This is a genomic window from Pleurocapsa minor HA4230-MV1, from assembly GCA_019359095.1.
Taxonomy (GTDB): Bacteria; Cyanobacteriota; Cyanobacteriia; order Cyanobacteriales; family Xenococcaceae; genus Waterburya; species Waterburya minor.
This window is the reverse complement of sequence record JAHHHZ010000021.1, coordinates 1-26,121: the sequence shown is the minus strand read 5'-3', so window position 1 is coordinate 26,121 and position 26,121 is coordinate 1. Positions and strand designations below refer to the sequence as shown.

Here is a 26,121-nt window from a genome sequence, read left to right as displayed (position 1 = left end):
AACTGCAATACTTTAAACTTTATTTACGATTAATATTTATATTTGATGCAAATAAGCAAAAATACCAAGAAACTAAAATGTAGTATTAATTTTTTATCCTGGGGATGAAAGTATGAATTAGCAATAATCAGCTAAATGGAAGTATATCAATTGAGACAATTTGATTAGGCTCTAAACTTTGATGAATGAGCCATTAAACCTCTAAATATGCAGATATGACGTAAATTGCTGAAAAACATAGTTTTTACTCCTGGTTACTTTCACATAAGTACATATTACAGTATGTTTTCTTAATTTAGCTTCACCACTATGTAATTCTTCAGTAAAGATTCTTGTGTCAACAAGTCTTCAATGGTAATACATAAATATCTCTGAGTATTAATACTGAATAATAGTTTTAGGCGATCGCTACCAGGATTTCCTGGAGGATCGAGCTGAGCAATAGACCTTGCTCCCTCACTATCGTTTAAGGGTTGTACGATCTGCTCTTGATTGGTCACCGTGCGCGTAACTAGGCGATCGCCATCAAAAAAGACTTCGGTACTAGTGTCGCTACTAAGTTCGCCAATAATCACTTCAATACTGCTTTGATTGGGAGTAGAAGCACCCAGAACTAACTCTGTTACTTGAGCCATAGGATAAGGCTGTCCCTTCTCGACGATCGGATGCCAGTCGTGACGATTAGTTTTACGATTCCAATAACGAATACCATAGCTATGATAAAGAAAGTCCTGCACCTCAGTACTTTGAGATACTTGCAAAGCACCGATGGCGATCGCTTCAAACTGAAGTTGATGCTTTATCTGAACTTCATCAAAATATTTTCTAATCCAATCCTGTACTATAGGTATTTGTACTGATCCCCCTACCAGCAATACAGCGTCAATGTCTGTGGCGGTGATTCCCTGGCGTTTAGCCTGTTGTAATAACTGCTCCATCAGATTATCAAGCCGATTAAGCAAACCTTGTTGAGTCAAAATCTGCTCAAAGCGATCGCGATCTAAACTCAGTTCGTAAGTTTCCAAGGTTTCATCATCAAAATAAACCTCTTTGGCTTCAGTCACCGTAGAAAGCCGAATTTTAAGTCTTTCTGCTAAACGAGTAGTTAAACTAGATTTCTCTAAAGATTGAGTGGCGACAAAATAATCCACCAGCCAATTATCCAGATCTGCACCACCCAAATTATCTCCCGCCTTAGCAATTACCTTGGCCGTATTTTTTGGTTGAGCAGCATTTTGCCCCAACATTCTTTGACCCCATTTGAGCAAATAACCGCGAGTAGCAACCCCAGCAGACAACTGTACCAAAGATAAATCCAGCGTTCCCCCACCAAAATCAATCACGAGTAAAGACTGACGATCGGCAGCTGTATAACCCAAAGCAGCAGCCGTTGGCTCATCCAAAATACTAATCTGCTCCACCTCTAAAGACTGACACACCTCCATCAACCAAAGACGATAGGATTCAAAACTATCTACAGGAACAGTCAAGACTAAAGATTTAACCTCCCCTGCTGTTTGCTGAAGACTGGTAAGCAATTCCCCTAAAAACCATGCTCCCACCTGCTCAAAAGAAACCTTAACTCCGTCCAGTTCAGGTAAAAAACCTTGAATTTCCGTGCCAATACCCCGTTTAAAATTAGCAAAAAAACGTGTATCACTAGCCAAATCCAAACCGCGATCGCGCACAGCCTGTCCGACGATCACTTTTCCTGCTGCTGCATCTTCTACATAAAGCAAACTAGGAATCAAAGGGGGTTGAGAACCAAGCTGCTGAGACAAGTTAGGGAGCTTAACCAGTTCAGCTTTACCAGTAGCTAAATTCCAACGGGCGATCGCTGTATTGCTCGTACCAAAATCAATTGCGTAAGCGTTGGGGGATAGAGAATTATTTATCATCAACAAGATCGACCATCTAGGCTTATTGCAAATCAGTTTATCGCTTTTATTAGCTGATAACTGACGTTACGCAGAGAAAAGTTAGTAATTACAATATGTAGGGAGACTGGGAGATAGGGAGATAGGGAGATAGGGAGATAGGGAGATAATTATTGCCCCAAGTCCCCGACGCGAAGGACGCGAGCTTGCGAGCTAATCCTTTAGGGCTAGTGCTAAAGCACTTGTCTACCGAACTAAGCGGCATATGCGGAGCAGTATCCTTTAGGACAAGTCGCATAGTTGGAGATACCGCTACGCGACGCGAAGCTAGTCCTTTAGGGCATATCCTTTAGGGCAAGTCCCCAAGTCCCCAAGTCCCCAAGTCCCCAAGTCAAAACTATAGAGTAAATTAGCCGATGCGTAATATCAGCTGATAAGTAGAAGTAGCGCCAAGCAAACTACAGTCTAATGATGACTAGAGGAACTCAGATGTCCAATCTATAGTCGAGCTATGATAAGAAAGCATCAATAATTAAATTAATAGAAGTTAATCAATAATGAAAAACAAGAGATTTCTAGCTAAAGTGGCTAGCCACGCTACAGCGCTTTTTTTAGGAGTTATTTTGACTTTTAGTACTGTTAGAGTGATGTCTTCTAAAGCTTATACCTTAGCCCTAGACAGCACTTCCAATAATCAACCAATTGCCCCTCAAGTCGAATCAGTTCAGGCACAAGCACCCACAGCTATTAGTTCCAGTAGCTTTGTCGCAGCAGCAGTAGCCAATACAGGGCCTGCGGTAGTGCGCATTGATACCGAAAGAACGATCGCCAGTCAAGCTGAGCCTTTATTTGAAGACCCTTTTTTCCGTGAATTTTTTGGCGATCGCTTTGGCGCACAACTACCAAGAGAAAGACAGGTTCGAGGACAGGGTTCAGGTTTTATCACCCAAAAAGACGGCATCATTTTAACTAATGCTCATGTCGTTAGTGGGGCAGATCGAGTGACGGTTACCCTTAAAGACGGGCGAGAATTTGTCGCAGTAGTTAAAGGTACTGATGAAGTTACCGATTTAGCCGTAGTTAAGATTGAAAATCCTGCGGGAGATTTACCCATTGCCCCTTTAGGCAATTCCGCTCAGGTTCAAGTTGGAGATTGGGCGATCGCTGTAGGCAATCCCGTCGGTTTAAATAACACCGTAACTTTAGGAATTATTAGTACTTTAGCTCGTTCTTCAGCCCAAGTAGGTATCCCCGATAAACGAATTGACTTCCTCCAAACTGATGCCGCCATCAATCCAGGAAACTCTGGCGGCCCATTATTAAATGGACGAGGGGAAGTAATCGGCATCAATACCGCAATCCGCCCCGATGCCAACGGCATTGGTTTTGCAATTCCCATCGATCAAGCAAAAACCATTGCTGCTACCCTGGCTGCGGGCAGACAAGTTCCTCATCCTTATGTGGGGGTGCAGATGCGCACTCTTACTCCAGAATTAGCCCGACAAAATAATAGTAACCCCAACTCTCCCTTTGCTCTGCCTGAAGTCGAAGGTGTTTTAATCTTGCGGGTTTTACCCAATACTCCTGCCGAAGCAGCGGGCTTGCGCTTGGGAGATGTAATTACCGCTATTGATGGACAGGTAATTAATGATGCAGAACAGCTACAGTCAATAGTTGACGAAAGCGGCTTAAATAAAAGTCTTCAGTTTAATGTTATGCGAGGCGATCGCCCTTTAAAACTGAAGGTAGTAACCAGTCAGCTTAAGAGTATATCTTAGCTGCATTGTGGCCATTATTTTCCTAGAGTATTTGTTTTATTTGTTCTTGGAGCCATTGGTTAAACAAATCAGTAATAATTAGATAACGCATTTCGCTATCTAGTTTTGGTTGAATAATTTCCGAAACAAAAATTAGATATGTTTGCTTATCAATGACAATTGGCTTAAGAACTTGTGGGGGATGAGCAGCGAATACTGCCATAGAAACTGCTGGCTTGAATTCATTTCTTTTTAAACAGCCTCGATAGCCCCCACGATAACGTAATTCTGGTTCTTGAATATATTGATGGGCGACATCCCAGAAACTAAATTCTTGTTCTTGAATTCCATAGAAAAGTTCCATTCCCAAGTCGAAGTTGGGGAGAATTACTTCATGAATTGTCGCTTTGGTATAATCTAGCTGATGTTCATAAAAATATGATTCAACGCGATCGCTATATAAATGTTGAGCTAATTTTAACGAGAGGGAATTGTCATAGATAAGTTGTTCAAATTCCTCAATCGATAAACCATATTTTTCTAGCCAATCTAAAGTCGCCTGAGAACTAGAAAGGTTATTTTTCAGGCGAAAACTGTCTGCTGCTTGCTGTATTTCTAATTCACTGAGGATAATATTTTGGGCTTTAGCAGTTTCGCTAATAATTTTCCGCCTCGCAATTTCTTGGGAAATTTTAGGCATTAGACGAGAAAACTTTATTTGTTGAATAATTTCCTCTGGGCTAATCGGGATCTGTTCTGGCATTCTCAGTTCAATTTAAAGACTCTTGGTCTATTAAAGCTGAATACCACCCTTTTTTAAACTTTTAAATGGAGCGAGAAAAATATCCGCTAAACGACGTTGACGAATGACAATTTCAGCAGCAGCAGTCTGTCCTGGAGTCAACAGAACTCGGCGATCGCCATGCTGAATATAATTTTGGGTTAATTCAATCTCTAGTTCGTAAAATTCTCCAGGCTGATTAGATTCAGACGTATTATCTGTCGATGAAGATGAACTAGAACTCGGCTTAACTCTCGAATCAGGAGAAATCCAAGTTAAACGACCAGGCACAATACCATAGTCTTGAAATGGATAGGCATCAAACTTAAGTTTTACAGGTAAGCCCACTTTGAGAAACCCGCTCTCGTTACTACTCATTCTGGCACGTAAAACTAATGGCACATTTTTAGGAGCAATTTGGGCGATTGTTTGTCCTGGCTGCACCACCGCACCTGGTTTAGCGATCGGTAATTCAAAAACTGTACCTTCGACAGGAGCATAAATCGTCCGTTGCTGCAATTGATAATTTAAACCTTTAATCAAACTTTCGGTTTGAGCAATTTCTCCTTTGAGGGTAATAACTTGAGATTCAGTATTTTTTAATTCTTCGATAATTTTTAATCCCGCTAGATTATTAGCCTCGACCAAAGATTGCAAACCTCGTTGCTGTTCTTGATAACGTAAAGCAGCTTGGTCAATTTCTCCTGCTGTTTGCTGACGTAATTTGCTATAACCCTGATTCTGCTCTTGATAGCGCGATTGAGCCTGAGCAATTTCAGCTTGAGTTTGATTGAGATTTTCACTACTTTCTTGGGCGGTTTGTTCTGCTTCTGCTAATAAATCTTGAGATAACGCTCCCTGCTCAAAAGCATCTCGATAACGGGGTACTTTTTCGATCGCTTTGCGCCATTTAATTTTTGCCACTTTATGAGCAGACTGGCTAGCTTTAATTGCACCTTGAGCTTGTTCTATCTGGGCTTGTTTTTCCGCTAGTTGATTGCCATAGTTGGCTTTGAGAGAAGACAGATTTTCTCTGGCTTGAGCGATTAAAGCTTCTTTTTCAAACTGCTGTGCCTGATTTTGCTGTTTTTGGGTTTGCAGCGAGATTGACTGTTGATTTTTGAGTAATTGTAATTGATTTAGTTGATTTTGTTGTCCCTGTAATTTTTGTAGTTGCTGACTTAGTTCAGCGTTAACCAGTTCCGACTCTAATTTAACGAGCTGTTGTCCTGGGGTAACTTTGTCTCCTTCTCGAACTGCAATGGACATCACCGCACCACTCACGGGAGCATCTAGCCTCACAATTTTTCCTTGAGGCTCTAATTTGCCCTTGGCCGCACCAATTTCATCCACTTTGGCAAAAGTTATCCAGGGTATCATCACAACTGTTAAGCCAATCAACAAATAAAGCAAAGCTCGCAAAGAAACTCGCGGTAGGGTTTCGACTCCTTCGCGAGTAGATTCTGCCCAGTTACTCTCGCTGGTTACTGCTGGTGGCAATTGCTCTTGATCGACAACTATCTCAACTTTGGGAGTAAGAACTTTTGCCAATAAACCTGGACTCAATTGCGTATAACCTTGGCGAACGGAGGTAATAGCGTTAGTTAACTCCTGTGCCGAACTGCCCTTGAGTAAGTAGCCTGTTGCCCCAGCACACAGGGCATTTTGGAGATATTCTCCATCTTCGTGGGAACTCAGCACCAAAACTTTACAGCCAGGAAAACGCTTAACAATAATTTCGGTGGCGGTAACTCCATCCATTTCGGGCATTTCTAAATCGATTAGAACCACATCTGGCTGTAGTGATTCGACTAAAGCGATCGCCTCTTGACCATTATCTGCCGTGCCGATAATTTTCAGATGATTGGCAGTTTCAATTAATTTACTCACGAAACGCCGTGCAAAACTCTGATCGTCTACCAGCAAAATTTTAATTTCTTTAGGCTGATTAGACTCAACAATTGCAGTGTAGTTTTCAATTTGTTTCATGGCGAATTTAACAATTTATTCAAATAATTATGGGAATTTTAATTAGCGATCGCTAACTGTTGTTGATTAAGATGGAAATACTGACCCCGTTGAGCCATTAATTCATCATGAGTCCCGCTTTCGACCAATACTCCGCGATCCATGACTAAAATTAAATCTGCCTTGCGTACGGTAGAAAGACGATGAGCAATCACTAAAGTAGTTTGATTTTTTAAAATAGTATTTAAGTTATTTTGAATAATTCGTTCTGATTCTGCATCCAAATTGCTAGTAGCTTCATCGAGAACTAGTAAACGAGGCTTGCCTAATAAAGCGCGGGCGATCGCCAAACGTTGCCGTTGTCCCCCAGAAAGTAATCCGCCACCTTCTCCCACTTGCGAACCATATTTGAGGGGTAGCTCGTCAATAAAGTCCGCAGCTCCAGCCAGACGAGCAGCTTCTTCGATCGCCCCTTGGCTAGCATTAGGATGACCAATGGTGAGATTTTCTAAAATCGTTCCCCCGAACAAGAATGTATCTTGATTCACCACTCCTGTTTGCTGTCTGAGGGATTTGAGCGAGATTTTATTAATGTCATAGCCGTCAATGGTAATTTTTCCCTGAACAGGAGCATAAAGTCCCAGTAACAGTTTAGAAATAGTGGTTTTGCCCGAACCACTGCGTCCTACCAGGGCAATGGTTTGTCCTGACTGAATCTCAAAACTGAGGTTTTCAATCGTATTGGTCTGGCTTTCTAAGTCGTAGCGAAAAGTGACATTTTCAAACCGAATTTCCCCCTTGATTGGTGGCAGAGGAACTAAATTTTCTCCTGATAATCCTGTCTCAGCTGCGGTGTTAATGACATCATCAGTACGTTCAATCGCAATTCTAATTTCTTGAAAATTATTCCACAGGGTAATCATCCTTTTGAGCGGGCTAATTACATTCGCCACCAGCATGTTAAAAGCAATTAATTGCCCAATAGTCAGTTGATTTTGAATTACTTGCCAAACTCCAAAAATTAATAACACGCTAGAAATAGTGGTTTCAATTAAAGAAGTACATAATTCCACCCGTTCTTGAATCATCTGTCCCGAAAAAGTAATCCGAATTGACTCATTGATCAAATCTTCCCAACGCCACCTAACTGTCTGTTCTACTCCCATAGACTTGATCGTACTAATCCCCGTCAAACCTTCAATGAGGTAGCTTTTTTCTTTAGTACTGGCATTAAAACTTTCACGAGATACTCTAACCAGAAACGGCGTGGCAAAAACCGTTACCACGGCAAATATAGGTACGATAACTAAAGTCAATAGAGATAATTTCCAGCTATACCAAAACATTAAAGCAAGATAGACAAACAGGCTTAAAACATCCAAGACTGTAGTGATGGCATCTCCCGTTAGAAAACTGCGAATTTTACGATTTTCGTTGATTCTGGAAGTAATATCGCCGACATAACGAGTTTCAAAGTAGTTTAAGGGCAGATTAAAGGTATGGCTGATAAATCCGACAATCAGCGATAAATCTAACCTATTAGCAGTGTGATAGAGCAAATAACGTCGTAGGGTCGAAATTACTACCTGAAAAATTCTAAAAATGAGCAAACCCGTTCCTACCGCAATCAAGGTGGGGACACTACGTTGTACCACTACCCGATCTAACAAAATTTGGGTGAATATAGGCGAAAATAATCCAACAATTTGAATGATGAAGGAGGCAGCAAAAATTTCGAGTATAACTAGTTGATAGGGCTGGAGTATTTTGCCATATTTCCAGAGACTTGCCTTTGTTTCTGGTGCTTGTTCAAACTTGGCTGTTGGTGTCAGTAGCAAAGTATAACCAGTCCAACCAGCGACAAACTCTTGGCGACTGAGAATACGTCTACCGATCGCGGGATCAGAAATAATTACTTGCCGTTTAGTAACTTGATAAACCACCACATAGTGATTTCCTGCCCAATGGGCGATCGCTGGCAATTCTTGACTTTGGAGCGCTAATAAATCTGCTTTACGCGGTCTAACCATAAAGCCGACAGATTCGGCGGCAGTAATTAAACCTTTAATGGAAGCTCCTGAACGATCTACATTAGCCACTCCCCTTAATTGGTTAATACTGAAGTTTTTACCCCAATATTTGCTAATCATGACCAAACAAGTCACTCCACAATCGGAATTACTGTGTTGTTTAAGAAAAGGATAACGTCTTGAGGATTGTTGCCACCAATGAGCAATTTTTACTGTGGGACTAGGGAAATAGGGCAGCGATTGAGTCTCTGGAGCAGCTTGTGCTTCAGGAATTACTGTCTGAAGAGGGGCAATTTTAAGTGCCGAACCAGTGTTTTGCGTTTTGATTGAGGATTTGGCTTTGATTGTTTCGGGAAGATTATCTTCCAGAAGATATAGCTGAGTGGGTTTGGTAATTAGCCATTCTCCCTCGGTTGGTAAGAATTCTCTATCGTAAAGTTGACCTGGGGCTAACTTTAGACCCGAACCGTGAACCATTTCCCCCTGACGCAGGAGCCACAAGTGCTTCTTTTCAGCCAAGTGAGGTGATAAAATGCCTGGCTCTAGTTGCTCTGTTGCTAATAACGGCAAGATTGGCAAGAGATCTTCAACGGACTTTGAGCCACTGACTTGATGACACAACATCAGTAAGTCCCATTTTTCTCCCTGGCGATAAATATGTTCCTGTAGCTGGGGATGAGTCTCTAGCCAAAATTTTGCTGATTTAGTATCTAAATAAGCTAGCGTTAAGCCTAAAGAAGCTCTGAGACTGTACGGTTGCCAACCAGATTCAACAAACAAGTCGATTTGTCCTAGCCAACCTTGGGATATCGAAGCAATCAAATTATCTTCATGATCGATTAATCTGGCTTTACCCGTCAAAATTAGGTAAATTCCGGCTTCTATGCGGTCAAAATGCCAAAACAGTTCTCCTGGATTTGGCTCAATGATTTCTAATTGTGATAAAAATTGCTGAAGTTGAGATTCTGATAAAAGATGATTTAAAGACTGCTGAATAAATTTTGGGTCTAAATCTGGTTTTGAAACCACCATAGTGAATCATTTAATTGAGAATAGGCAGCTGGATTGAGGTCTTGGATCGTAATTCGTCCTGGTTTTGAGTTGCTAGAGGAAGATTCATCGGAACTTGCAGGGTGCTGAGAATTTTTGGTCGATAGACCCATTTGCTTGAGTAACCGATTAACATGGCGATCGCTAATTTCAATACCTAATTCTGTGCTTAAGTGCTGACTCAAACATTTGGCTGTCCAACGTTTGAAAGCGTAACCGTGATCTTTTGGACTACTGGTTACTAACTCCTGAAGACGCTGGAGATATTCATCGTTAACCCTTTTGGGTCTACCAACACAGGTATCTTGCCAAGAATCGCTTTGCGGTTTTTTGGCGATCGCCATCCAATAGCGAGCCATATCTTTGGAACAACCTAAAGCCGAACAAATCTCTACTTGGGATTGACCTAAATGACTCCGCAGAATTATTTCTAAGCGACGACGATGTCTGTGGTCTAAGTTTTTAGTCGACTTTTCGGCAAGTATCTCAGTTAAGATACTGGTTAAGTCTTGAGCTTGATCGTTTACAGTCATTACCCTCCATAAAAAATGATTTAGGTTCTTGGTTTTACTTATAACATTCGATCTAGGCTATTACTAAGTTCTATTAACTAGTAAACAGACAAAAAGAAGACAATTAAGTCGCCGAAAAGACAACTTTAATATTAATTTAAATAGTTTATTTGATTTGATTTTCGCCATCGGTTTTGAAGAGCAAATAATTTATGTAGGTATTTTTACTTTAATGAATCATACCCAAATTTTTTACAATGTTGTTATTAAAGAATCATGAAGCTGTGGTTAAACTTAATGCGCTGCAATTAAATAGTTAAGTTAAATGCTTGAGTATAGATAGGACATAATTTTGTGTTTGCTGTAGTTTATGTCTTTTTATTTACTGTTTACCTGAATTTCGACTAAAATTTTGCGATACAAAGATAGGTGAGAATTTATTCTTCCTCAATTTAATATCTCAAGAGTTATGTACAGCATCTACTTCTTGGGAATTAACTCACAGCAAAATTATCAAATTAATAAAGGTAAAAAAAATGGGAATCAATATTAACGATCTACAACCTCTAGGCGCTGATTTATTATCTGGTTCTGAGAGCGTTATGGGTAACCTTCGAGTTCTTTCTGAAGAAGAATTAAGCCTTTCTGGTGGCGGTGGTTACGGCGGAAAAGGAAAAGGAAAAGGCAAAGGCAAAGGCAAAGGCAAAGGCAAAGGTGGATATGGATGTGGATGTGGAAGCAGATACCACTGTTAATCTAGAACGAGTTATCGATAAAATCGTAACTCTAACGTTGGGATATATCTAACGACTTTGCGAAACTATCGCTTAAATTTTTGTCTTCTTGCAAAAAATCAAGCACAGTTTAAATTGGGTAGCTTAAAAGATACCTCGTCAACTGACTTAACCTTAGAGTTATTGACGGCGTGTCAGAGCTACCTTACTTATTAAAAAAAATTTATTATGGGATTTATTTTAAGTGCGAACAATGTGGTAGATTTCCTGAAGCAGAAAAATGTTTGTCCTCCAGACTTTCAGCCTACTGTTCCCATAATTTGTAAAGAAAGCAAAAACTTCAATTTAGTTGTCAGAACTGCACAGGATGATTCTCCTGACTCCTCGGATTGCACTAATTGCGATCGCGCCAGCTTTTTAGTTAAACAAAATCGCGTCGATCGCGAAGGGAAAACATCTGGACACTTGATTACCGAATGGTTAGTTCAAGAACTAATCAATAAATTTAGTAATTTAGCGACCATTCAACCACTAATTTCTGAGGTAGTCTTGTTTGACCGAGATAACTCGATTCTGGTGTCAGTTTTTTACGATGACTATATTGCCCTTGATAGTTATTATCGAACTTGTCAGAGCTATCATCCCCAAATCGCCCAAACTATAGGTATTAATCTAGCTCAAGTTCATCGCGCTACCTATCAACAGCCGCAGATCCGAAAATTCTTAAGCCAATACTTCAAATTAGATCGACCAATTAGACCCCCTGGCTTTATTCGTGAATTAAATACTGTCACTCCTGATCTTTTTAGCAAAGTTTGTCCTGACGGACTTGAGTTTTATAAGTTATATCAAAAGTTTCCCAGTCTTCAGCAAGCGATCGTCGAACTATATGACAATATACAATCAGCTTGTGTAACTCATAATGACCTTACTTTAGATAACTTTATTATTAAGGCCAATCTCAATCTCGATCGAGAATTAGTTCAAATCAAACCAGAACAGGTAAAAATAATCGATTGGGAACTTATCTACTGGGCAGATCCCGCTGTGGATTTAGGAATGCTGGTATCCCAATATTTAGGAGAATGGCTCAATACTTTAGTTGCCGATTCTAACCTCGATCTTCATACTACTCTTAGTCTAGCTACCTGTCCCTTAGAAAAGATCATCCCGAGTCTGAGAGCATTACTGCAAGGATACCTGGCTACTTTTCCTAAAATTATCGAGTATCGCCCCGATTACATTAGAAGAATAGTTCAATTTGCGGGCATTGGTCTGATTAATCGCTTGAGCTACTACGTTGAGTATCATCATCCTTTCGATAACGAAGCACTTTGTAAACTACAAGTAGCTAAGAATTTGCTTTGTTCCCCAAAAGAAGCGATTAACACTATTTTTGGCGCTACTGAGGCGGAGTTGATTGATAGCAGCACTGCCAAAGCTTCCAGGAATTTGCAGGCAATGGTTTAGATGCTACATAAATAAAGCTCATAGCTTATAGCTAAAAATGAATCACTATGATTTGTAATTCACATTAGGCATATAAAACAGTGTTAGTTTTAAAATGACAATTTCAATGAGCAAACCTACCAAACCAGACGATTTGGTAATTTATCAGGAAAATTTTACGCAAAAGTTTGAAGATATCGTCGAAAATCTGCAAATTACAGCAGATTTAACGATCACTTATCGCGATCGCGAACCTGTAACCATTGCGTCTCATCTTCAAGAATATTTAAAACAAATCTCTCCTGTAAAGCGCAATCAATACCTGGCAGCCAAATTACAAAATTATCTTTACAGTATTTTCAGTTTTGACCTTCAGCCAGAAGAAAATTCTAGTTTAGAAATTAGCAATAATACCGCAACCAAAGAGGTTAGCGATCGCCAAGAGGTGGCAAATTATGTCAATAAATGGTCGAGAACAAAATTCTATCAACAGCTCGTGCAAAATAATCACGGGGAAGGTTATAGCGACCCTAACTGGCTAGTAGTTAAACAAGAAGCTGACTATTGGCACGTAACCAAAAACGATTTAACTTTACACATAAAACCAGAAAAGCATCTGGCAGAGCAGATACAGTTGCAGCCAGGACAATTAGTAGCGATTAAAATGCCATCCAATTTAGTAGAGCGCGGATTTTATATTGCGATCGCCAACTCTGGCCCGATTAAGGCTGCGGACTCCTCAGACGATCTTATTATTCAAATGTATTTTAATGTAAGTTCTCAAGGAGCATTGCTGCTGCTGGATCACCTAAGTCGGGAACTCAATACTCTCAAAATTCCTTTTAATTTTAAAATTGCCTATGATGAGACAAATTTCGCTGAACTCGATGCCGTCGTTTTAGATATCAAGAGTAGTGATTTTGAGCTAGTATATCCAATTGTCGAAACTATTGAGCAAAAAAATCAGCCTTATTTTCGCCCAAAGATACCTTTCTTCTGTCTACCTTTGTCTCCAGGTTGGGGGTTAGCTGAAAAACCGCGATCGCCAAAATTTGAACAAGAAAATATCGGTCAACATTATTGTGGCATTATTGCCACAGCGCTAGTCGAAAAATGGCAAGAAGACGGTCTGACGGAAAACAAATTAACTGATGTTTGGAATTATTTATCTCTAGCGGGGGTAGATATCGAACATCTCTATCTTAATCCTGATTCTACCAAGAGCTATCAAGCTCAAATTGACTAGATTTGGGTTGAAGTTTACATTCTCTAAAAAATTATTAAATTATTATTTCATTTGACATATGCCTATTGAACCTTGGTTTCCCCTTGCGATCTATTATGCAGATCTAGAAAATGCAGCAGAGCAAAAAGATTCTTTAGTATCTAACGTTCTTAAGCTAGAAAAAGAAAGTTACAAAAAACGGATCGATCCAGAGATTGCCTGGACTGGCGATTTTCATGGAGCGGGACACATTCATCGAGACCCTAACTTTGCTTGGATTGTTAAACAACTAGAAACTCATACTCTTCGTTTTTTAGAAGAATTGGGAATAGATATTAGCAAAATAGATTTATATATTCAAAGAGCTTGGCCAGTCGTTTCCCGCGCAGATCAAGCAATTCCTCCTCACAGCCACCATACTGCTCATGTTAGCGCTGTTTACTATATATCTGTGCCAGAGAGTGGCACGCTTAAATCTGGTGCTTTTACAATTTACAACGATGCGGGTATGAATGAAATTATCGCAGGTATTGGCGATGAGCATACTAATGCCATCAAAAAGAAAAATCCTTTTAACTATGAAGAAGGATACTATGCTCCTACAGAGGGAAGATTGTTGATTTTCCCTTCAAAACAACGTCATGGTGTAGAAGCTAACCAAACTGGAGAAACGAGAATTTCTTTGTCTTTTGATATCGTGATTACTTCGGCTGAGAATGGAGATCCTGGGTTGTATGAATTCCTCTCTCCCCCTCCAAGTATGTGGAAAAAATTTGAGCATAACTAAAGCTCAATCCTATTTTCAATCAGTAACTTTTTTATCTACCAGACATCTTGCCGATAAAGTGAGTTTAGCAGAAAGACTATTTTCTGCTAATTCTGCTGGTGAAAATAGAGAAACTTCAACAGCTCGGAGATCGCTTTACATCTTTACATACTGAAGTGTAGCCCTGATGCACGGAACAGCATAAACCACAATGCAAGTGTAGCAATTAGGTACAAATAGAAGCGCAACATAATCAGATTAAATGTGCAATGAACAGCACTATGTAATGCGCGAAACGCCACAAAGATCCACGCTGCGTTCACATACACGTTATCCACCTGTTGCGTAATGAAAAGGTACAGCACTAGCACATAGAAAAGTACTGGAATCTCAAACAGATTTTTGAAGTTATCTGATGGATTGGATACACTTGGTGGCGAGATTTGCGCCAATGTACCTGGCACTGAAAGATCTTGTGAGCTGATTTTTTTACTGGTGATGAAGCTAATACGACGGATGTACAGATACACCCAAACTAAGAATGTTAAAAACATCATCGCCAAAAAGGGACTAAAGATTGCATTTTGCATCATTATTTCTAACTCTCAAACTTACTTATTCTGATGGTTGGTAGGTGATAAAATGTGCGATGCATTGTGTACAAGGCTTGAAGAAATATAGAAGAGGGAAAATCCAATTAAAGGATGGAATATCTCTAGATGAAGACAAGTTTTGAGATGAATACTGGCAAACTGTAACCCCAGCAGAATAGTTAGGCTGACGGCGAGATTTCTAATTTGACGTGAGAATGGGACTATGAACGACCATCCCAGTAGTACTAATGATAATCCGCTATAATCTCGCACTAGCCAGACATGAATATTCCACCAAGCAGGATCATTGAAGTAAGCAACTCCAACCGTTAATAACTGAGCAATCAAGCAGAGATTAAAGACGATTGCAGTTACATAAAAACAGATCTGCATCCAACGTGAAGGAATGCGATCGCGCAGCGGAGGCGGAGCCTGATCGCGAATAATTTCTGAATTTGTGGTCATGACAGTTTACCTATTTTGCTACTTCTAAACTCGATATTCCCTGCATAAATAGCATTGCCTTCTCGACCAACTCACTCCCCGCTTTTTCGGGCGAACCAACATCAAAGGGTGGGGCAGGATTGTACTCTAGTAAGAGTTGAATGATCTTGGCGGTTTCCTCTCCACAGAGGATGCTGGCAATTGTCAGACCAAAATCGATACCTGCTGTCACTCCGCCACCTGTAATCCGATTGCGATCGATTACTACCCGCTCAGTGCCAACCTCAACGCCCAACTGAGCAAGTTGTTCGCGCATCGCCCAGTGGGTAGCTGCTCGATAGCCTTGAAGCAGTCCTGCCTTTGCCAGAAACTCCGAGCCACCACAAACAGAAGTGATGAACTTGGCGGTGCTGCCTTGTTTGCGGAGAAATTCTAGTGTCTCAGGATCGTCGACTACTGTCATCTGCCCTAAGCCGCCACCGATGCAGATAAGATCTAAGCGCGGGCAGTTTTCAAAGGTGGTATCGGGCAAAAGCATCATGCCATCATCGGTTTTAATGGGATATAGCGTTTTCCAGAGCCGATGAATCTGAACACCAGGCAACGCACTGAAAACTTGCTGTGGCCCCACTATGTCCAGCGATGTCATGCCAGGATAAAATATTAAACCAATGATGTGTTTTTGTGAGTCAGTCATGAATTTATCTCCTTAAGGCGATCGCGATTTAATCTATCTTTATAATAAAAGTGGCAACTGACTTCACCTAGTCCTCGATCGGGTACTCTTTTTAACTTTATGATGATCTCTTTGCAGCTTTTATTTGCAGAAATCAACCAGATCAAAAGTGAATCAGATTGGCAAGCACGTCTCGCACCCAAGATTGGTGAGTATTTTGTAGCCAAGCGCTCGGGAATCTTCTTTTTTGACCAACTAAAAGCCAGTCCGAAGTTACCCAAAGTCTTGAAAGTCGCCTTATCTGTTGAACATAATCCTCTTGCACGCTACTTAGCAGAGCGTCATACGCCTGTCCATGAAGGCTTAGTAACCTCCCCCAAGACATGGGCAATCATCTGTCCCCGTCCCGATCATTGGCATGTGATGGCGGGGCCTATCGTCAGCCAGGGTCAATTAGTTGGTGTAATCGGCTGCACACGTGAAAAGTCAATGCCTGCATTTGATACCCAAAATCTAGCTGATTTGAGCGCAATCTGTTTACATTTGTCTGTTTGGACGGCAACAGGGCGATCGCAAAATGTTTTCGACGAAAACCCACCACATCAGCCTTTAAAGCCTTGTCCGTTAACGTCTCGCGAACTGCAAATTGCCGAATTGGTTGCCTTGGGACGAACAAACGCAGAGATCGGCAAAGAAATTTGGATTACAGAAAATTCTGTCAAACAGGCTTTGAAGCGAATGTTCCGCAAGCTTGAGGTTTCGTCTCGTGCAGAAATGGTGGCACAGCTTTACGCGACCAGACACCATTTATAGCAATACTAGACAATGTTAGTAAAGATATGGAAGATTAAATTATGGTCATGAAATTAGACAAGGTTGTTCCTTTTGGAAGATCTCTCGACGTGTACATTAAAATGTTCAATCTATCTTCAGAAGATTTGCAGCAGCGTATCTTGGGAGTTGGCGATGGCCCTGCGAGCTTTAATGCTGAAGGTACAGCAAAGGGATACAATCTTACTTCCATCGATCCGATCTATCAGTTTGATGGTACAGAGATCAAACAAAGATTTGATGCGGTAGTAGACAATATTATTGAGCAGATAATTGCCACACCAAATAATTGGGTATGGAGTTATCATCAAAATCCTCAAGAGTTAAAAGCTAGTCGGATTAAAGCTTTAGAAATTTTTTTACAGGATTATCAATCTGGTAAACAAGCAGGTAGATACATAGCTCAAGAATTACCCCATTTAGATTTTGCCGATCAAAGCTACGATCTGGCATTATGTTCTCACTTTTTGTTTTTGTATTCCGCACAATGCGATTGCGATTTCCATGTTGCTGCTATCCAAGAAATGTTACGAGTAAGCCCAGAAGTCAGAATATTTCCGCTGTTAACTTTGATGCAGGAAACTTCGCCTTACCTAGATTTTGTGATTGATAAATTTAGTAATTTAGGATATTCACCGACAATAGTACAAGTACCCTATGAATTACAGCCAGGAGCAAATCAAATGCTGGTAATTAAAGCTCAAGAGAAATAGCGATCGCTAACTTTCAATTTTTAATCTCTCCTTAATCGATCGATATCGTTGAATTAGTTAATGAAATGAAAACTCGTGGTCAAGTATTGTTAACTGGTTTATTCTTTGCCTCGATCTTGTCTTATATTTCTACGGTAATTAATTGATTATTGCCACATTTTGAACTTTGGTTGCTATCCTAGGTAAAGTCATTACGGAATTCACCGTATTTGGTAACTTCGAGCTGAATAAAATAGCGTTCGGTGTTGCTATAATTCCCCGAGGAGAAGTCGGTTTGGTCTTTAAAAAGAAAGGCTCTATAGCTGAATTAGTGGACAAAGTTCAGGAATGACAACATAATTAGTCTCAACTAATCAATGAAACCAAATTGCTTCTTCTCACGTCTTGATCAATCAAACTTCAAGAATGGGTACTATAAAGTTCTAATGGAATTGACTGAGGATACTTTAAGGTTGGCATCAATCTGTTTGAGGCAGTTTGACGAAATCATAGATTTTAATTGTGTCTTATTTGACGAGCAGCTTTGCTGGTATGCAAAGACGTACCAACGTCAACTGGTATCAAGATCCTCCTCTGGGGGGAATCATGAACGACACTGGCTAACCGTATCTGAAAATCAGTTACCTAATCTGTGCGAGGAGCAATAATTGTGAGATTTCACTGGCTACTATCTGGTTTTATAGGTGTTTTTCTGTTATGCTCCCCCGCTAAGGCAGGAAAAATTGTTTCGTGGGAGTTTGAACCACAGGACAATAATTTAGTTTTTGAAACCGACCAAGGGGTACAGCCTAAAGCTGAATTATTGAGTAACCCCACTCGACTGGTGATTGATTTACCAGGAACAGTTTTGGGTCAAGAAACAGTAAAGGAAAGCTACCAAGGCCCAGTTAATGGATTTCGTATTGGACAACCAGAGTTAGATACCTCGCGTATTGTGGTGGAATTAGCGCCTGGCTATACTCTCGATGCCGAGCAAATTGAGTTTGATGATGTTTCGCCGACTCATTGGAAAGTAACCATACCGCAGCCCGAAGTATCCCGTGTTGCTGCTACCAATAAAGACCCTGAAGTATTAGAACTACCCGAAGTAGATCTGCCGACAGAATTACCAGGACTAGAAGACACTACGGTCAATACTGCTAATTCCGCTAGTGCTGATTCTCCTTATATTAAAGCTACGAGCAATGGCTTTTTGATTGACATTGAGGGCGATCGTCAAATAAAGATTGATTCAGAACGAGATGGCGATCGCATTAATTTCTCTTTTGAAGGTGTTACCCTACCCGAAGATTTAGTCGATCAGTCGATAGCTGTCAATCAATATGGTGTTTCCACGATTGATTTTGAACAGGAGGAAGATGAACAGGCGGTTATGAGTATGCAGGTGACGGAAGAAAGTCCTGATTGGCTTGCTATGTTTAGCCGCATTAATCAAGGCTTGCTTTTAGTTCCTAAAGGTGAACTTCCTCGTTCTACTGCGGGCATTTCTGATGCTCCTTTACCCACAACCGAATCTGATACATCATCTGAAGTAGCCGATAATGACGAACAGCTAAACTCTATTGAAGAAATTGAGCTAGGGGATGATGATACCCAACTGATAATTCATGGCGATCGCGAGCTATCGGCGGTCGCATCCCGCAACAGTAACGGTATTTACCAAATCACTATTAACAATGCCGAATTAGCCGAAGATTTTCAAGGCCCTGAACTACAATCAGGTAGTCCCATCTCCGAATTAAAGGTACGTCAAGAAAATACCCAAGTCGTCTTAGAAATCACCACTCGCTTGAGATATCGTCTAGGCAAACTCAGTGCTAGTGACAACGAGGTGGTCTTGCCGATTGAGGTGGGTATTGCTCCTCTACCTGAAAATGATGCACCTTTATTACCTCCAGGATTTGCCAAGATTCCTAAGGAGAGTACTATTGAGCCAAGTCTGCCTCCTCTAACCGAAGATCGCCCCAGAGTAATTATCGATCCTGGTCATGGTGGTGAAGATTCGGGTGCGGTTGGCATTGATGGTTTGCGAGAAAAAGATGTAATCTTGCCAATTGCCCTCGACGTGGAAGAAATTCTCAGAAAACAAAACATTGATGTCGTAATGACTAGAGACACGGATGTCTTTATTAGCCTTGAGGGTAGAACCGACCTCGCCAATCGTGTTAAGGCTGATCTGTTTGTCAGTATTCACGCCAACTCAATTAACCTCAGTCGTCCTGATGTCAATGGGTTAGAGACTTACTACTATGACAGTGGTCGTCGCTTGGCAGAATTGGTTCACTGGAGTATTTTAAATGGAGTCGATATTGATGACCGAAGCATTAGAAGAGCTAGATTTTTTGTTCTGAGACATTCCACTATGCCAGCTGTGTTGGTCGAGGTGGGCTTTGTCACAGGAGAGGTTGATGCTGACAATCTTGAAGATCCCAATCATCGTCGTCTTATGGCAGAAGCGATCGCCAAGGGAATTCTGGAGTATATTAAACAGAATAATCTTTAAGTTAAGTATTTATACTTCCATAATTAATCTTATTTAAGACAAAACTAACCATTCAATATGAAAAATTCACATCAGCGGATCGGCTTATTTGATAGCGGAGTTGGCGGGCTGACGGTATTAAGAGAAATGTATCGTCAAATGCCGACAGAATCTCTTCTCTATGTTGCTGATTCGGCTCGTTTACCCTACGGAACGCGATCGCCAGAAGAAATTTTGCTCTTTGCGCGTGAAATTCTCGATTGGATGTGTGGCCAAGATCTCAAAATGATTATTATGGCGTGCAATACTAGCTCAGCCTTGGCTTTAGAAGCTGTCAGGAGCGAATATAACGTGCCGATTCTCGGCGTAATTCTATCGGGGGCAAAAGCTGCCGTCATGCAAGGAGAGCGAATTGGGGTAATGGCTACTGCTGCTACCGCTAAAAGTCATGCTTACCGTCAGGCAATTCATGAAATTAAACCCCAAGCTCAGGTGTGGGAAGTTGCCTGTCCTCAGTTTGTCAGCTTAATTGAGCAAAATCAACTATATACCGAACAAACTATATTAGTCGCTCAGGAATATTTAGCCCCCTTGCTAGCACAAGACATTGATACTTTAGTTTATGGCTGTACTCATTATCGACACCTAGAGCCGATTATCCGCACCTTATTACCAGCTTCCGTTAAGGTAGTCGATCCAGCAGAACATATTGTAGTGGCAGCGGATAAAGAATTATCCTTATTAGGACTAAGAAACAATCATTTTTCCTTGCCAACTCGCTTTTGTGTTACTGGATCTCCTCAGCAGTTTGCCGATCTATCTCAGCAATGGTTGGGCTACTATCCGCGCGTACAAAAGATTGAGGTCAAACAACTCGTCTCGGAAGTAATGGCTTTAAATCCTACAGAGTAATTTGACCAACCCTCACAGCTCCGCTTCAGCTTAAGGCGTTTTCATGGGCTGTTTTGAATCCACAGCAGTGCGAGAAATTGTTCTGGCGTTGTGTCTTTGAACTTCTGCTATCTTCAATAAGCCATAAACAATTGAGAGATAGAGACTAGCAAAAAATAAGATGAAAACAGGTAAGTTGCTCAAGTTCATCGTTAATGTGGGCTTATTTAAATCAGATTTTTTTGATTAAGTAATTTTGGGGAAATTAAGACAAGAAATTTCTTTGCACCTTGGATTAGACTGTTCACCTTTTGTCGCCTAATTAGCTTAGACAGTAAACAGCAAAATTTCAGGACAAAATTAACGCAGAGCTATTGTGACCTCTACTTCGAGATACCTTGGTCTGACTAAAACATCCAAAAAAATTGTCTGTATTTAGACTTGAGCTACTCTGATTATCGATCGATTTGTTTCAGCAAAATAAAGCTGATTGCCCTAGCAAGAGATTAGCCCTGAAATAGTTAAGTCTGCTAAATCTGCCAATATGTGATTGGCTCGATCGCACTTTCAGGAGATAACCTTTAGTTTTGGTAATACTCTCATTATTGAGAATAGCACAAATCTTTTAGATTAAATACTTACCTAGTCTTGATTATAGACTTAAATTTGTCATCGTTCTTAAGTTAGTAGTTGGTTATTAGGTGAGCTTCCCTTAAAATAAGTACAATATATGTAAAGTTTCTTAAATAATTATTTGCCATACCTGGCTGAACAATGACATCTTCTACTACCTCGTTATTGACACCCGTTGAAAATGATCTGAATATTTTGACAGATAATCTCAAGCAACTGATTGGGGCGCGCCATCCGATTTTAGGTGCTGCTGCCGAACACTTGTTTGATGCTGGGGGAAAAAGAATTCGACCAGCGATCGTTTTGCTGGCTTCGCGAGCTACTATGTCAGACCATGACTTAACCCCTCGTCATCGTCGTTTAGCAGAAATCACGGAGATGATTCATACTGCTAGCCTAGTACATGATGATGTGGTGGACGAAGCTGATTTGCGTCGCAATGTGGAAACAGTCAATAGTTTATTTGGCGATCGCATTGCTGTATTAGCAGGAGATTTTTTGTTTGCTCAGTCATCTTGGTATTTGGCTAATTTAGATAATTTGCAGGTAGTCAAACTTCTGTCTGAGGTAATTAGAGATTTTGCCCAAGGAGAAATTATGCAAAGCATAAATCGCTTTGATATAGATGCTTCTATCGACTGTTACTTAGACAAAACTTATTATAAAACTGCTTCCTTAATGGCAAATAGTGCGAAGGCTGCTGCTGTCTTAAGTGATGTGAGTTCTGATGTAGCGGAAAACCTTTATAGCTATGGTCGCAATTTAGGTTTGGCTTTTCAAATTGTCGATGATATTCTTGATTTTACTGGTTCAACTGAAGTGCTGGGGAAGCCAGCAGGATTAGATCTAGCTAGCGGCAAATTGACCTCTCCTGTGTTTTATGCTCTGCAACAAGAACCTTACTTGAAAATTTTAATTGAGCGCAAATTTTCTGAATCAGAAGATCTCAATCAAGCCTTAGAATTAGTCAAAAAAAGCGATGGTATTGAGCAAGCTCGTCAACTAGCTAAGGATCTGGCTTATAAAGCTGGTCAAAGCCTTAGTTGTCTGCCTCCTTCTAGTTCTAAAGATGCTCTCCATGAGTTAACTGATTATGCCGTAAGCCGTATATATTAATTTAAGTTTACTCAACAACTTTAATTTTAGATTATGCTAACTTGAAGCAAATTATTAATCATGCTCGGCAATAACATCAAATAAGGCATCAAGATTAATTAGGAGTCAGAAGTCATAAATACGATGTTGGTCTCTAGAAAGGGTAAATTAAAACCCAGCTTAACAGGTAACTATCAGTCAATTTTGGTAATTGTGCTCTTAAGCTTGTTTACTGTCAGTTGTGAAGAAAATAAATTTTCTCAGTGCGAACAGATTTTTCGAGTTGCTCGAGATGTTCAACAAAACAATCAAAATGCTAGTGATGGTAATGAACAGTCAAGCGAAATGAAAAACTGGCTTGAGGCTGCAAATAGATTTAGCCAAGCAGCCGATCATATGACAGTTCTTAAGCTTAATCAAAGTGAATTAATTAAATATCAAAACCAGCTTATTACCATCTATCGTATTTACTCACAGGCTACCTACGATGCGGTAACAGCCAGAGAAAATAAAGATGTTCTTGCCCTTAAATCGGCTCGTCAGGATGCTATCAAAGCGGGAATAATCCAACAGAAATTGATTCAGGAAATTAATACTTACTGCTTAAACAAGCAAAATAATTAGTAAAGCTAAACTGAAATTTTAGGCAAAATTGAACCAACACCAACCATTGTTAGTCTATATAACAAGAACGAACTATTTCTAGGTAAAATGAGCAAAATCTTAGCTTGTGAACAGGCTAGTGCGATCAATGCAGCATTAGAGACAGGGTCGGCGACAGAACAAGAATTAATCTTCCTTTGTCAGCAGGGCGATCGCGACTGTTTTCGTTTGCTATACCAACGTTACCAACAGCGGGTACGCTCAACCCTCTATCAACTATGTGGTTCGGCAATTCTAGATGATTTGGTGCAGGAGGTGTTTCTCAAGGTTTGGAAAGGATTACCAAAATTAAAGACAACTAAATATTTTTCCACCTGGCTTTATCGCATTAGCTGGAATGTAGCGATAGATCAACGGCGTAAATTAGCTAAAGGTCAAGAAAAAACCAGCCTCAATCAAAAAACTTGGGAAAAAGAATTAGACAAGACAAAACTAACTAATTTAGAGCCTGCATCAGATTTGATGCAGTTACACTATCGGGATTTGGTGCATAGAGGTTTGAATAATCTTAGTTTTGAGCATCGAGCCGTATTAGTTTTGCACGACCTAGAAGATTTACCACAAAAGCAAGTTGCCGAAATTTTAAATGTGCCTGTCGGAACAGTTAAATCTCGGTTATTTCACGCTCGCAATTCTTTGAAGAAATTTCTCGAACAACAAGGGATATCTTTTTAACCTTTATTTAGTTTAATCAGCAGCATTATGACTAACTTACGCAATGATCGCCAAAATAACCTTGTCAGTTTTATGCGACATAATCGACCCATACCTGCCGATCCTCACTTAGATCTCGAACAGCGCCTAATTGATTCTCTCGAACCTCATCCCAGACAGAGAAGATTCAGTTTTAAAATAACATGGACTATTCCAGGGGCGATCGCTACTGGGTTTCTGGTCACTTCTGTCAGTTTTGGTGTAAAAACCCCTCGAACAGCCCTCGAACCAAAAGATCTAGAAAACTTTTTAGTCAAAAATTGGTATGATACCCTCGATAATAGCAGCTATACAGCAAACAAAAAAACAGAAGCTTCCTGGTTACTTCCCACCATATCTGAGTCGCAACCAGCTTTATCTGTTTCTGCACAGTAAAGACTTTTATTTTTTGTAGTCTATCAATGATTTTTCAAGCTTTAGTCCGACGACAACGATACTGGTTAACTATAGTCGCGATCGCTCTTTCAATTTTTTATAGCCTACCTGTGTTTGCAGGTTCCTCTTGGTCGTTTTTAACAGGTTATAATATTGCCACTGAAACAATCATTGCCCAACAGTCTTCTTCCGCAACGCCACCAGAACAGACTGTCAGTAGTCTATTTCAACAGTTGGATTTAACCAAAGAACAGCACCAGCAGATTCAACAGATTCATCTCCAGTATCAACAAGAAATAATTAATCAAAAACAGCATATTGCCAGATTGCAGCAACAGTTATCAGATATGATGGTGGGGACAGAACCGATAGAATTACTCCAAGCTAAAAATCGGCAACTAAGTAGTTTACGTCTGAAAATGGAATCATTACACTTTGAGAGTATGCTGGCTATCAGAGAGATTTTAACTCCCCAACAGCGTCAAAAGTTTCGGGAATTAGTCAAAAACTCTGCTGTTAAATAAGGCTTAAGCTGTTCGTATTCAAAGATTAATTCGCATTTAACTTCAATAATTGGCAAAACAATCTGGTTCAATATGTGATAAATTATAAATTGCCAAGAATGAGTATGATAGACGCTAAAAGCCAAATTTAGCTTCTTCTTGATTCAATCTGCGGATATGGTGGAATTGGTAGACACGCACGCTTGAGGGGCGTGTGGCTTACGCCTTGCGAGTTCGAGTCTCGCTATCCGCACCTCACTATCGTTCGGTCTAGGACTGACTTTCACTCGCAAGACGTAACCCACACGTTCAAGCTTTACTCAAAACTTACTCAAAAGTAACTATAGCTGAGAGCTGAACGAAAGAGAAGCGGGTCCATAGATACCCCAATTATTTAAGCGCTTAAATTAGTAACTAGCAAAAACAGGCTTTCTCTAGATGCCTCAATAGAGCGCTTAATTATCGCTATATAGAAAAGTTGTACATTATTCCATCTTTATAGCAATCTGTCAAATCGCTTAAACAACCCTCAGTTCGTTACGAAACCAAGTCTTTCCAGGCGGTTATCTTAAATACTGTAATTAAATGGTTAAAACAACTATTCTTACTGATCTTTATAGGCAATTACGGCACTACCCCTCGATCTAGGTGGATGCCTATAGCAAGGGGTAGTGTTTCAGATTAGCTTTACTTATACTAGTACGTTTCCAGTACAAGCTCGTTATTTTGCATTTTAGAGCTAGATCGAGGTCAAATTTGCACTTTTAGAATCACTCAGATTCTAAAAAGTCTGGTAAGCTACCTAGTCAAATATCGTCTCAGCTTCACTTTAAATCGAATTTTAGGCTGGCATTTTGATAAGAACGTGTTTGAATACCTGAGAGCTAAAAACTGAAAATTAGCTCAACTTATCGTTAACTACCATTCTTTTTCTTAGTAAGTACATCTTTCTAAGTTGTGTCACAAGTTGTGACACAACTAGCAGATACGCTTCCTCTTACGTCTTCTGTCTAATCGACTATTTGACCTTTCACTGGTAGGCTGAAGCTTCAGCCTACTAAGGGTATCCAAAAGGTGTTTTAACTGTTCATCTGTCATAGACAGCCTAGAACGCACTCCATAGCGATCTTTGATGTAAACGATACATCTTTCTTTTGACCAACCTAGACGAGCTACCTGGTCATCTATAGCGTGCTTGAGAGCAAAGAACTCTTCAGTCTTCCTGTTCATTGTTTGCTTCCTCTTTGATGATCTCGTCCTCTATTCGTTCCCATTTTGCGATCAATTCCATCCCTACCTCGCTAGGTCTAGCGCCTTCATCCTTCTCAATTAGCATACGGGCGATCGCTGCTTTTCCTA

General features: G+C 40.3%; 24 protein-coding genes and 1 tRNA gene. 15 read left to right on the top strand and 10 right to left on the bottom strand.

The annotated features are described in order from the left end of the window. Positions 1–290: 290 nt before the first annotated feature. On the bottom strand, positions 291–1,898 hold the full coding sequence (locus KME09_12275) for an Hsp70 family protein (GenBank protein MBW4534701.1): 1,608 nt from the start codon (positions 1,896–1,898) through the stop codon (positions 291–293). A gap of 536 nt (positions 1,899–2,434) precedes the next feature. On the opposite strand from KME09_12275, the gene KME09_12270 reads away from it, so the two are divergent. Continuing rightward, entirely contained in the window at positions 2,435–3,655 is a 1,221-nt protein-coding gene (locus KME09_12270; GenBank protein MBW4534700.1) for a trypsin-like peptidase domain-containing protein, read from the top strand. A gap of 22 nt (positions 3,656–3,677) precedes the next feature. Here KME09_12270 and KME09_12265 read toward each other — a convergent pair whose 3' ends face one another. Genes KME09_12265 through KME09_12250 form a run of 4 tightly spaced genes read right to left on the bottom strand, consistent with a single transcriptional unit; the run spans position 3,678 to position 9,996 of the window. Continuing rightward, the gene (locus KME09_12265) at positions 3,678–4,397 is read right to left on the bottom strand and encodes a peptidylprolyl isomerase (protein ID MBW4534699.1); all 720 of its coding nucleotides are present in this window, start codon (positions 4,395–4,397) and stop codon (positions 3,678–3,680) included. Positions 4,398–4,427: 30 nt separating this feature from the next. Continuing rightward, on the bottom strand, positions 4,428–6,404 hold the full coding sequence (locus tag KME09_12260; GenBank protein ID MBW4534698.1) for a response regulator: 1,977 nt from the start codon (positions 6,402–6,404) through the stop codon (positions 4,428–4,430). Between the two features lie 38 nt (positions 6,405–6,442). Next, on the bottom strand, positions 6,443–9,445 hold the full coding sequence (locus KME09_12255; GenBank protein MBW4534697.1) for a peptidase domain-containing ABC transporter: 3,003 nt from the start codon (positions 9,443–9,445) through the stop codon (positions 6,443–6,445). After that, positions 9,421–9,996, bottom strand: coding sequence for a winged helix-turn-helix domain-containing protein (locus KME09_12250; protein ID MBW4534696.1), 576 nt, complete (start codon positions 9,994–9,996; stop codon positions 9,421–9,423). Before KME09_12250 ends, KME09_12255 begins: the two co-directional genes overlap by 25 nt. Before the next feature lie 515 nt (positions 9,997–10,511). Between KME09_12250 and KME09_12245 the strand changes: the two genes are divergently transcribed. The 4 genes from KME09_12245 (at position 10,512) to KME09_12230 (ending at position 14,170) form a co-directional block, all read left to right on the top strand. Further along, positions 10,512–10,730, top strand: coding sequence for a hypothetical protein (locus KME09_12245; protein ID MBW4534695.1), 219 nt, complete (start codon positions 10,512–10,514; stop codon positions 10,728–10,730). Positions 10,731–10,937: 207 nt separating this feature from the next. Continuing rightward, on the top strand, positions 10,938–12,179 hold the full coding sequence (locus KME09_12240) for an aminoglycoside phosphotransferase family protein (protein ID MBW4534694.1): 1,242 nt from the start codon (positions 10,938–10,940) through the stop codon (positions 12,177–12,179). Between the two features lie 106 nt (positions 12,180–12,285). Beyond that, positions 12,286–13,404 (top strand): hypothetical protein, encoded by a 1,119-nt coding sequence (locus KME09_12235; protein ID MBW4534693.1) that lies wholly within the window; start codon positions 12,286–12,288, stop codon positions 13,402–13,404. A gap of 58 nt (positions 13,405–13,462) precedes the next feature. Continuing rightward, positions 13,463–14,170 carry a hypothetical protein gene (locus KME09_12230; protein MBW4534692.1) on the top strand — a complete coding sequence of 236 codons (708 nt, stop codon included), beginning with the start codon at positions 13,463–13,465 and terminating at the stop codon, positions 14,168–14,170. A gap of 143 nt (positions 14,171–14,313) precedes the next feature. On the opposite strand, the gene KME09_12225 is transcribed toward KME09_12230, so the two are convergent. The 3 genes from KME09_12225 to KME09_12215 are packed head-to-tail and all read right to left on the bottom strand — an operon-like array spanning position 14,314 to position 15,883. Further along, entirely contained in the window at positions 14,314–14,742 is a 429-nt protein-coding gene (locus KME09_12225) for an MAPEG family protein (GenBank protein MBW4534691.1), read from the bottom strand. 18 nt (positions 14,743–14,760) lie between these two features. Further along, the gene (locus tag KME09_12220; protein ID MBW4534690.1) at positions 14,761–15,207 is read right to left on the bottom strand and encodes a hypothetical protein; all 447 of its coding nucleotides are present in this window, start codon (positions 15,205–15,207) and stop codon (positions 14,761–14,763) included. A 10-nt stretch (positions 15,208–15,217) separates the two neighbouring features. Continuing rightward, positions 15,218–15,883, bottom strand: coding sequence for a DJ-1/PfpI family protein (locus KME09_12215; protein MBW4534689.1), 666 nt, complete (start codon positions 15,881–15,883; stop codon positions 15,218–15,220). 99 nt (positions 15,884–15,982) lie between these two features. Between KME09_12215 and KME09_12210 the strand changes: the two genes are divergently transcribed. From KME09_12210 to murI, 4 genes are all read left to right on the top strand, one after another. Then, positions 15,983–16,675 (top strand): LuxR family transcriptional regulator, encoded by a 693-nt coding sequence (locus KME09_12210; protein ID MBW4534688.1) that lies wholly within the window; start codon positions 15,983–15,985, stop codon positions 16,673–16,675. A 47-nt stretch (positions 16,676–16,722) separates the two neighbouring features. Continuing rightward, positions 16,723–17,406, top strand: coding sequence for a class I SAM-dependent methyltransferase (locus KME09_12205; protein ID MBW4534687.1), 684 nt, complete (start codon positions 16,723–16,725; stop codon positions 17,404–17,406). A 649-nt stretch (positions 17,407–18,055) separates the two neighbouring features. Next, on the top strand, positions 18,056–19,909 hold the full coding sequence (locus tag KME09_12200; protein MBW4534686.1) for an N-acetylmuramoyl-L-alanine amidase: 1,854 nt from the start codon (positions 18,056–18,058) through the stop codon (positions 19,907–19,909). A 57-nt stretch (positions 19,910–19,966) separates the two neighbouring features. Next, positions 19,967–20,800: a glutamate racemase gene (gene murI / locus KME09_12195; GenBank protein MBW4534685.1), complete on the top strand. Its 834-nt coding sequence runs from the start codon at positions 19,967–19,969 to the stop codon at positions 20,798–20,800. Between the two features lie 30 nt (positions 20,801–20,830). Here the strand turns inward: murI and KME09_12190 are convergent, their stop codons facing one another. After that, positions 20,831–20,989, bottom strand: coding sequence for a hypothetical protein (locus KME09_12190; GenBank protein MBW4534684.1), 159 nt, complete (start codon positions 20,987–20,989; stop codon positions 20,831–20,833). A gap of 564 nt (positions 20,990–21,553) precedes the next feature. On the opposite strand from KME09_12190, the gene sds reads away from it, so the two are divergent. The 6 genes from sds to KME09_12160 all read left to right on the top strand — a co-directional run bounded on the left by sds (position 21,554) and on the right by KME09_12160 (position 25,015). Then, positions 21,554–22,528 carry a solanesyl diphosphate synthase gene (gene sds, locus KME09_12185; GenBank protein MBW4534683.1) on the top strand — a complete coding sequence of 325 codons (975 nt, stop codon included), beginning with the start codon at positions 21,554–21,556 and terminating at the stop codon, positions 22,526–22,528. A 123-nt stretch (positions 22,529–22,651) separates the two neighbouring features. Beyond that, on the top strand, positions 22,652–23,131 hold the full coding sequence (locus tag KME09_12180) for a hypothetical protein (GenBank protein ID MBW4534682.1): 480 nt from the start codon (positions 22,652–22,654) through the stop codon (positions 23,129–23,131). 87 nt (positions 23,132–23,218) lie between these two features. Next, on the top strand, positions 23,219–23,845 hold the full coding sequence (locus KME09_12175; GenBank protein ID MBW4534681.1) for a sigma-70 family RNA polymerase sigma factor: 627 nt from the start codon (positions 23,219–23,221) through the stop codon (positions 23,843–23,845). Positions 23,846–23,872: 27 nt separating this feature from the next. Then, on the top strand, positions 23,873–24,259 hold the full coding sequence (locus KME09_12170) for a hypothetical protein (GenBank protein ID MBW4534680.1): 387 nt from the start codon (positions 23,873–23,875) through the stop codon (positions 24,257–24,259). A 26-nt stretch (positions 24,260–24,285) separates the two neighbouring features. Beyond that, positions 24,286–24,783: a Spy/CpxP family protein refolding chaperone gene (locus KME09_12165; protein ID MBW4534679.1), complete on the top strand. Its 498-nt coding sequence runs from the start codon at positions 24,286–24,288 to the stop codon at positions 24,781–24,783. A 150-nt stretch (positions 24,784–24,933) separates the two neighbouring features. After that, a tRNA-Leu gene (locus KME09_12160) sits at positions 24,934–25,015 on the top strand. Between the two features lie 725 nt (positions 25,016–25,740). On the opposite strand, the gene KME09_12155 is transcribed toward KME09_12160, so the two are convergent. After that, the gene (locus KME09_12155) at positions 25,741–25,992 is read right to left on the bottom strand and encodes a hypothetical protein (GenBank protein ID MBW4534678.1); all 252 of its coding nucleotides are present in this window, start codon (positions 25,990–25,992) and stop codon (positions 25,741–25,743) included. Between the last annotated feature and the right edge of the window lie 129 nt (positions 25,993–26,121).